This is a genomic window from Martinezella dioscoreae (genome assembly GCF_009176305.1).
In the GTDB taxonomy this organism is placed as follows: domain Bacteria; phylum Pseudomonadota; class Alphaproteobacteria; order Rhizobiales; family Rhizobiaceae; genus Rhizobium; species Rhizobium dioscoreae.
On record NZ_BLAJ01000004.1, the window covers coordinates 270,884 to 279,004 of the forward strand.

The 8,121-nt window shown below is 59.2% G+C and carries 6 protein-coding genes; 4 read left to right on the plus strand and 2 right to left on the minus strand.

What is annotated here, in order from left to right; translation table 11 throughout:
• The first annotated feature begins 78 nt into the window (after window positions 1-78).
• On the plus strand, window positions 79-1,629 hold the full coding sequence (locus GDN47_RS18495; RefSeq protein ID WP_233789988.1) for an oligosaccharide flippase family protein: 1,551 nt from the start codon (window positions 79-81) through the stop codon (window positions 1,627-1,629).
• A 39-nt stretch (window positions 1,630-1,668) separates the two neighbouring features.
• Entirely contained in the window at window positions 1,669-2,505 is an 837-nt protein-coding gene (locus tag GDN47_RS18500; protein WP_113395124.1) for a methyltransferase, TIGR04325 family, read from the plus strand.
• 86 nt (window positions 2,506-2,591) lie between these two features.
• On the opposite strand, the gene GDN47_RS18505 is transcribed toward GDN47_RS18500, so the two are convergent.
• Complete coding sequence (locus GDN47_RS18505; protein WP_233788497.1) at window positions 2,592-4,310, minus strand: GMC oxidoreductase; 1,719 nt, start codon at window positions 4,308-4,310, stop codon at window positions 2,592-2,594.
• A 212-nt stretch (window positions 4,311-4,522) separates the two neighbouring features.
• On the opposite strand from GDN47_RS18505, the gene GDN47_RS18510 reads away from it, so the two are divergent.
• Window positions 4,523-5,707 carry a DegT/DnrJ/EryC1/StrS family aminotransferase gene (locus tag GDN47_RS18510; protein WP_152093966.1) on the plus strand — a complete coding sequence of 395 codons (1,185 nt, stop codon included), beginning with the start codon at window positions 4,523-4,525 and terminating at the stop codon, window positions 5,705-5,707.
• A 1-nt stretch (window position 5,708) separates the two neighbouring features.
• Complete coding sequence (locus GDN47_RS18515; protein WP_113353324.1) at window positions 5,709-6,446, plus strand: 4'-phosphopantetheinyl transferase family protein; 738 nt, start codon at window positions 5,709-5,711, stop codon at window positions 6,444-6,446.
• Here GDN47_RS18515 and GDN47_RS18520 read toward each other — a convergent pair.
• Complete coding sequence (locus tag GDN47_RS18520) at window positions 6,416-8,017, minus strand: glucosamine inositolphosphorylceramide transferase family protein (protein ID WP_152093967.1); 1,602 nt, start codon at window positions 8,015-8,017, stop codon at window positions 6,416-6,418. The two genes, GDN47_RS18515 and GDN47_RS18520, sit on opposite strands and share 31 nt — an antisense overlap.
• Window positions 8,018-8,121: the final 104 nt, after the last annotated feature.

The window sequence follows — 8,121 nt, forward strand, 5'->3', positions numbered from 1 at the left end:
TGCAAGGCTGGAAACAACTGTGGATTATCATGTTACACTTCAATGGGATTTCTCAACCGGGCGATGCGAAGGCCGCCTATGCTCGTATTTACTTGCCGCGACGGTGCGCTGATGGATAACTTTCCGCTTCGCCCCAAGCGTGCCGTCTGGACGAGCATACGTTACTGGCTACGCGCCCGCATGCCCGCGATCGTCGGCGATGGAGCCTCGACGCTCGTTTCGAAAGTCGTATCTCAGGTCGTCCAGCTTCTCATATTCCTCGTCGCCGCCCGTGTGCTGGAATCGGCCGAATTCGGTCTCTACGCGTTCAGTTCCGCTATTGTCGTCATGCTCGTCGTGATCTCAGAAGGCGGATGGGGCGAGTTCGTCATGAAGGCCGAGTGTACGGATCGCGAGCTCGACCAGATCGGCACGCTTTCGATCGTCGCCGGGGTGCTCGTGACGATCGTCGGGCTGCTTGCTTCCGCCATTGCCTGGCTCCTTTTCGGCAGGCCGCATGAAGCGCTACTCCTCGTTCTTTTCAGCTGCTGGTTTTTGCCATCGTCCCTTTACGCGGTTTACGATGGGTTGTTGGTCGCACGTGGCCTGCTGCGCAAGCAGGCCACCATCCGGATGGCAAGCGAAGTTGCCGGGCTTAGCGCTACGATGCTTGGGCTGTGGCTCGGCTGGAACGTGTTTTCGCTCGCGGCCGGCCGGCTCGTTTCGCAGCTCGTTTGTCTTGCCGGCTCGGTGGCCGTGCTTGGCTGGCGTCCCAAGCTGCATCTCACCTGGCCTTTCGCGCGCGAGATTCTCGAATTTTCCAGCCATATTCTGTCGAACCGGCTGATCCTCTTTCTGCGATCCTATTCCGGAACGCTCGCGATCGGCAGCTTTCTGGGCCTCGCGGAGGCAGGTTATTATCGTGTCGCGGAACGTATCGTCGCGGCATTTTCCGAACTCATCGGCGAACCAGCGCGAATGCTGGCCTGGACCTTGTTTCGCCGCGCCGCGATCGTGATCGGAGCGGACGGAAGGCAGGTTCGCGACGCCGGTCCTTCCGCAACGATCTTCATGACGGTTCTCATGGCAATTTCGACGCCGATCTATCTCGGCCTTTCGCTCATATCGTCCGATTTGATCGACATCGTCCTCGGCGAAAAATGGGCGCCAGCGGCGATTCTGGTCGCGATCCTGTCGATAAAACAGATCCTGTTGATGCCGGGCTACGTCACGGAAGCCCTGCTATCCCTGTCGGGCAATATCAGGCGCATGCCTCCCACCCTGCTGTTGAATGCGGTGGTCTCCGTCTCCCTGATCCTGCTTCTGGCGCCTTTCGGCGTGGCCGCTGCCGCCTGGGGACAGTGTCTGGCGTCGTTGATCTCCTTTTTAACATCGATGCACCTGCAAAAGAACTATGGCGGCCTTCGGTGGGGACGTGTGCTGCGCAAGAGCGGTTATCTTGCCGTTGCCGTGGTGTTGATGGCGTCGGCGGTTTACGGGCTCGGCTATTTCGCCGGATCGCTCAGCATGCAGCGCGTATTGACTGTACTGCTGCAGGTGGTCTCGGGCGGTGCAATCTATGTCTGCACGTTACTTGCTCTGGAGAAGATGAGCGGAGGTGCGGTTTCGATTCTCTCGGGCAGGCGGTGACCGGCAACGACAGGATGGATTTAGATAGGGGGATGCAGGATGACGGCTTCGTTGCAATCCAATGCGTCATGGTCGGCGCATGCGCGCTCGGCCTTGAAGAGCGCCGCACAGGCGGCCGCTCAAGGGCTTTCGCCACTGCGCCTTGCCAGAGGAAGGCTGAATTATCTCTTGCCCTTTCCACGGCGGTTTACCGGCGCCTATGACACCTATGACGCCGCCATGGCCGCCGCCCGCAGGCAGACCATGGCTGGCTACGATCATGACGAGATCGCAACCGTCGCCTTCGTCAAAATGTGTGAGGTGGCCCCCTGGGATTATCCGGTGCTGTTCTGGGTCCGCAATTTGCTGCACGAGATCGATGGCCTCGTCGATGCTGGTGGGCACATGGGCACGAAATATCGCGCCTTCCGTCCCCTGCTGCCGCTCGACGACGCTTTTCGCTGGGTCGTCTACGATCTGCCGGCCATCGTCCGCGCCGGGCAGAGCCTTGCCGAGAAGGAAGGCCTGACGAGCCTGTCCTTTGTCGATCGGATTGGAGATGCCGGCGAGATGCCTTTGTTGCTTGGATCGGGGCTGATGCAATATCTCGATATGCCGCTGTCCGGACTGCTATCGCAAATGCCCTCCCGGCCGCAGCACCTGATCCTCAACAAGGTTGCGCTCCGCAAGGGCGGCACGGTCGTCACGCTGGAACGCATCGGCAGGTCCTATGTCCCCTATCACATGCGCAACGAGGCGGACTTCATCGACGATATCGCAAAGCTCGGCTACAAGCAGGTCGACCGCTGGTCCATTCCCTCCCTGTCCCACGCCATAGACACGCACCCGGAACTCGGCCGTAGCGAGAGCGCCGGTTTCTATTTTCGGCTGGGCTAGGATAATTCCGGGAAAAGTGCATAGCGGTTTTCCGTCGGGAATCGTGCAAAAAGGCCGGAGTATTTTCGCGATTCGAGCGGAAGGTTTTAGCCGCGATGGAGCGATAGGTCCGCTTCGTTCCGATGATCCGGTCTGTGCGATTGCTTGGAGGCGTGCCGTTGCTTGAGGTGATCGGCAAGGCGGATAGCCAAGGCGAGTAGCATCAGCGTCGGATTGGCGTGGCCCGGCGTCGGGAAGACCGAGCTGCCGGCAACAAACAAGCCATCGATGCCGTGAACCATGGCATTGGTATCGACGACGCTCGTTCGCGGATCGGTTCCCATGCGGGTGGTGCAGGAAGGATGGGCCATATCCATGAAGACGGGCTGGGTGTTCTCCCTCGCCGCGATCCAATCCGGCAGCACTGGTTTCGGTAAGCCAACGCGAACGAATTCTTTCGAGATCAATCCTGCAAGTCGTTTGACACTGGCTATTTCGCGTTGGCCGATTTTCCAGTTGACCCGCGGCAATGGCTGGTCGAAGCGATCGCGCTGTTGGGCGAGCATGATACGGCTTTCGGGATCGAGCTGTTGCTCGACCATGACGTCGAAGCGCAATTCCGTCGAGCGATGCGGCAGGCCGCGCTTGCGCACGAGGCGTTCGTAGAGCCCCGAGCTGATCATATCAGCCGATCTCGCGACTGTTGCAAGATCTCCCATGACGGTCTTGCCCACCCCCTTCGTCAAGCGCTTCAGCGCCGCCCAGGGATCATCCCGAGCATGGAGCTGCACCGGATAGGCGGCGCAGTTGGTAAGGCCTTCCTGTGCCTGAATTTCAGGGCTTAGGGACAGGCCCCTGAGATAGAAATGCGTGCGCCCCTCGTGGCTGAGGCCATAGAAATTGAAATGACGTGCGATCACGTCGATGTCGCGTCCCGTGAAGCGGCAGAGCGATGTTCGGGGGTGGTCGCAGAGATAGCGGCCGACAACATCATGCTCATTGCCTATGCCCGCCGGCAGAAGGGAATTGGATGCGAGCAGCAGGCGTGCATTCTCGACGCCCCCACCGCAAAGAACGATCGTGTTTGCACGGACAGTCGCGCTGCGGCCGGTGGCGCTCCGGAGATTGAGCGAGGTCACCCGACGGCCCTGGCTGTCGACATTGATCTCGGTCACCGTGGCATGCGTCAGGAAGCTTATGTTCGCGGCCGTGATATCGCCAGCAAGTCGGGCAAAGCGCGTCGGCTCGGCACGCGGATGGCGCATGTGGCTGAATTGCCAGAAGAAAGGTTTCAGAAGCCGCTTGTCCAGGCCAAGATCGTCCGGGCGTGAACGAAGCAGCGCAAAAAGGCTTTCATCGTAGAGGTTCGGCCCGAGGTTGAGCAGTTTGCCGGCACGATCGAGAGCAGGCAGCAGCTGCCCGCGATCGATCGGCCAGCCGGAGAGCGGAAGCCACGGTCGGTTCAGGAAATCGATGTCATCGAAGGCGGCGCATTTGCCGATCCATGTATGGCTGCTGCCGCCAAGCATGCGATTTCGCAACTCGAATGCGGGAACATCGTTCAGCCATGCCAATCCGCCGGTATAGCCCCGTCCTTCGGGCACGGCATTCGCCGACATGAATGGCTCGCCAATGTTCTCGACGGAATTCAGCGCCTGTATTTCCGCCTCGTAATCCTGGCCGCCGCTCTCGATGACAATGACGCGAAAGCGGGTATCGACCAACTCGCGGGCGATCGCAATTCCGGCCGGTCCGCCACCGACGATCGCAATATCGGCATGTATTTCAATGCCTTCCGGCATAGACCTCAAGTCACTGGTTATCATGATCGTTTTCCCGCTCGTTTTCCTAGTTTTTACCAGCATCGCGAGCATGCGGATAACTGTTCGATTGGCATAGGCGGGCGCGATATCTACCGATTTCGGATAGGTGATCTGATCGGTTCCGGCGCTTCTTTCAGTCGGAAGTCCATGCTGAAAATGCATCAATCACAGGCTAGGCTCTCCAGCAAATGCCGAGTTTCCTGGGAGCGAAGATCATGGCCAAGGTGGGGTTACGGGAGTGGTTGGCGCTCGCGCCGGTATTTGCCTCGGGCAAATTGGCACGCTACAGCGACGAGACCGGCGGCCCGCTCGGGCGCTTCGAAGCCGATTTTTCCACCAAGTTCGGTGTGCGCCATACCTTGGCCACCAGCAGCGGAACCGGCGCATTGATCTCGGCGCTGGTTGCCGCCGGCGTCGGTCCCGGGGATGAAGTGCTCGTGCCCGCCTATACCTGGATCGCGACCGCTGCCGCCCCACTGGCCGCCGGCGCGGTGCCGGTCCTGGTCGATATCGACCACACGCTCACGATGGATCCGCGGGACATACTGCGTAAGATTACGCCACAGACGAGGGCAATCATTCCGGTCCACATGTCGAACATGGTATGCGACATGGACAGCATCATGCGCATTGCCCGGGAGAATAACCTCGTCGTCATCGAGGATGCATGCCAGGCTGTCGGATTGCATTACAAGACCAAGCGGGTTGGGACAATCGGTGATTTCGGAGCCTTCAGCTTCAATCAGTTCAAGAACATCAATTGCGGGGAGGGCGGGGCCGTTGTCACGAACGACGCGCGGCTGTTTGCGCGCGCCCGGATGTATCACGACATCGGCTCCATGTTTCGCGGCCATCTCGACAATGCCAACGAACCACCCATGCTGGGGGTGAATTTCAAGGCGAGCCAGATTCAAGGCGCCATGCTGAACGTGCAGTTGAAAAAGCTTGATCCGATGATTGCCCGCTTGCGTGAGCGCTACGATGTGATGAGTGAAATCTTCGCCAAGAGCGGACAGATCATGGTGGGGCCCCACAACGATATCGGCAATGCGGCGGGCCTCCACGTCATCTTCGAGACGTCGGACGAGGCCAAGCGATTTGCCGAGGAAAACAAGCGCGGTGTCTATCGGCTGTTCGATTCCAGCCGCCATGTCTATACCAACTGGCAACCTGTTCTGCAGCAACGCACAGGCCATCCGGCGATGAACCCCTTCCACTGGACCGATCGCAAAATCGAATACACACCGGAACTTTGCGCGCAGACACTCGACATCCTGAAGCGCAGCTGCCGCATCAGCCTTGGAGAAAACTATCCCGTCACGTTGGTCGCCTATATGGCGAGGCGGATGTCACGGCAGGCAAAATCGAAGAACGCCAATCTCTTCTACGCAACGATCTGACATGGAGAATATCGGGCCTGACATAATCGATGTCTGGCACTGGAAGCTGGACATGCCGTTGCCTGATCTCGGCATGTATATCACATTGCTGTCGCTCGACGAATGCGTTCGGACCATTCGCTTCGTCCATGAGCGGGACAGGCATCGTTTCGTCGCCGCCAGGACCGGAATGCGGGTTATCCTCGGGCGCTATCTCGGCATTCCGCCGCGGTCGATAGGCTTCGACTACGGCGACAACGGCAAGCCTTACGTCGCGATCGGCGGCGCTTGTCCCATCCATTTCAATCTCAGCCACAGCGCCGACCGGGCTGTTCTTGCTGTTTCCGATCGTTATGAACTCGGCATCGATATCGAGGAAATTCGGTTCCTGAAGGAAGATATTGCGAAATGGTTCTTCTCTCGCAAGGAGTATCAGACGCTTCGATCTCTGCCGGCTGACAGCTACCTGGATGGTTTCTATCGCTGCTGGACGCGCAAGGAAGCGTTCATCAAAGCCCATGGTGCCGGCTTGTCGCTGCCGCTCGACAGTTTCGATGTCACGTTCGACAGATCGAAGCAATCGCGATTGGAACGGCTGGAGGGGGACGAGGATGCACCGCAAAACTGGGCCATTCTGGAGCTTGCGACACCGGCCAACTTCGCTGGCGCCGTTGTTGCCTCGACCGGCGGGCACCAGGTAGGCCTGCGCTATCGCAATGGAAATATCAGTCAGATGGTCAGCCGCGCATCGAGAATGTAGCGACCGTCGACAGCATCGAAATGATGGCAACCATGAAGTCCGGCCTTGAAAGCCGGGGTGATGGTGCGAATGCGGCGTTCACGATAGTCGTCGAGCGTGAGGCTCTCGATCTCCATGATGTTGAGAGCATAGCCATAAATGCCGTATGCATTGTGCTGCGAGGGCCGCAACAGCCTGCCGCCGCGTTCGAAGATGCGCCCTGCGCCTCGAGCCTCGGTACTCCCGATCACGACCGGATTTCGTTTGTGGGGTCTTATGCCTGTGAGCGCCGGGCCGTCGACTTCGAACAGATAGAGCTCGCTGCAATGGTCTTCATAGGCATGGAAATCCGACAAGTTGGTGAATAGCCACCATTTGCTGCCATGGCGGATCAAGACGCTATCGGCCGGCGATTGGCCCTCGAAGGCAGTGGCGTGCAGCTCCCATTTCACCGGAAACTCACGGCAGCGCCAGACCTCGAGCCGCCGTGCCTGATGCGTTTCCGGTATCATGAAGATCTGGTCGCCATCGCGAAATATGAATGGATAGGAGAGATGGTAGGGGCGCTCCAGTGCCACCCCGACCTGCGTGAGCGCATCGCCGTCGAAACGGCCGACCGCGATATGGGCCTTGCGGTCGCCGTGGGAATAGGCCTCATAGAACAGGTAGCATTTGCCATCCTCCTGAAACAGGAACGGATCGGCCTTGATCCTGTTATCGGAAGGTGGAATTTCCACGGCCTTGCTCGGATCGAAATCATCGATGTGACCGTGTCCCGTATAAAGTGTCCATATGGCCGACTCGGCGCGGAGTCTCGCCCTGATCGATTTGATGGCCTTGACCGAGATCGATCCCGCAACGATGCAGCCGTAGCGAAAGAGATCGCCGGGCGATGGCGCCTGCTCGATGATCGAGCCAGCAAAAGCGGATGGGTTGAACCGCCTGGTGTCGGCGAGCCGCGTCAGCTCCCGCAGCAGAAGGGTAACGCTTCGCTCCCTTACGAAGGCACTCAATCGCGCCGCACTGGGCTTGATGTTGAATGACGCCCGCGCAATCTCGAACCTGCCGGCCTTGCCACCGCGCTTGGCATAAAGGACCAGATCGGCAGTCGACGCGCGAGCAAGGATCTCGGCATAGCCGTACCAATCCACATCCGCCGATCGCTGGTCGGAGAGGTTGAAGGCCCATTCCCCGAATGGGAGAGCCGCGATCGCTTCGTCGGCCATGCTCATTGGAACCATGCGGATGACGAGGTCGAGCTTCAGACGGCGCAGCGCCGCCGCCGTGATGTTGTCGACAGCGCCCGTCTTGTCGCCATCGGATTCGTAGCAGTCGACAAAACGACGGCGGCTATTGAAATGCTTTGGCAAATAGGCGGGTTGACGCGCTAGAGCCTGAGCCTCCAGTCGCGCACTCCAGGACAACAGCTTCGATGCCTTGCCGACGCCGAACGGATGAGGATGGGTCAGCACGGCTGCAAGCTCCAGGCCCGGGGCGGCCAGAATTCGATCCAGGATCATCAGCTCCCAATTTTCGAGCGCATGTCCGCGCGCGACGAGAATGCCGACCCTCAATGGCTTGGTCTCGTTCATAACTGTTTCCTCTATGGCTCGACCATTTGCCGGATATGGTCCGAGGCATTGGCGGCTACCTGAAGCCTTTGCGCTTTCTCGAGTCGCGAAAGCGCTCTATCCTC

What these genes read in the sequence shown, in the direction of transcription:
- GDN47_RS18495 (WP_233789988.1), top strand. Translation starts at nt 79, where the DNA reads ATGCTCGTATTTACTTGCCGCGACGGTGCGCTGATGGATAACTTTCCG.
- GDN47_RS18500 (WP_113395124.1), top strand. Translation starts at nt 1,669, where the DNA reads ATGACGGCTTCGTTGCAATCCAATGCGTCATGGTCGGCGCATGCGCGC.
- GDN47_RS18505 (WP_233788497.1), bottom strand. Translation starts at nt 4,310, where the DNA reads ATGATAACCAGTGACTTGAGGTCTATGCCGGAAGGCATTGAAATACAT.
- GDN47_RS18510 (WP_152093966.1), top strand. Translation starts at nt 4,523, where the DNA reads ATGGCCAAGGTGGGGTTACGGGAGTGGTTGGCGCTCGCGCCGGTATTT.
- GDN47_RS18515 (WP_113353324.1), top strand. Translation starts at nt 5,709, where the DNA reads ATGGAGAATATCGGGCCTGACATAATCGATGTCTGGCACTGGAAGCTG.
- GDN47_RS18520 (WP_152093967.1), bottom strand. Translation starts at nt 8,017, where the DNA reads ATGAACGAGACCAAGCCATTGAGGGTCGGCATTCTCGTCGCGCGCGGA.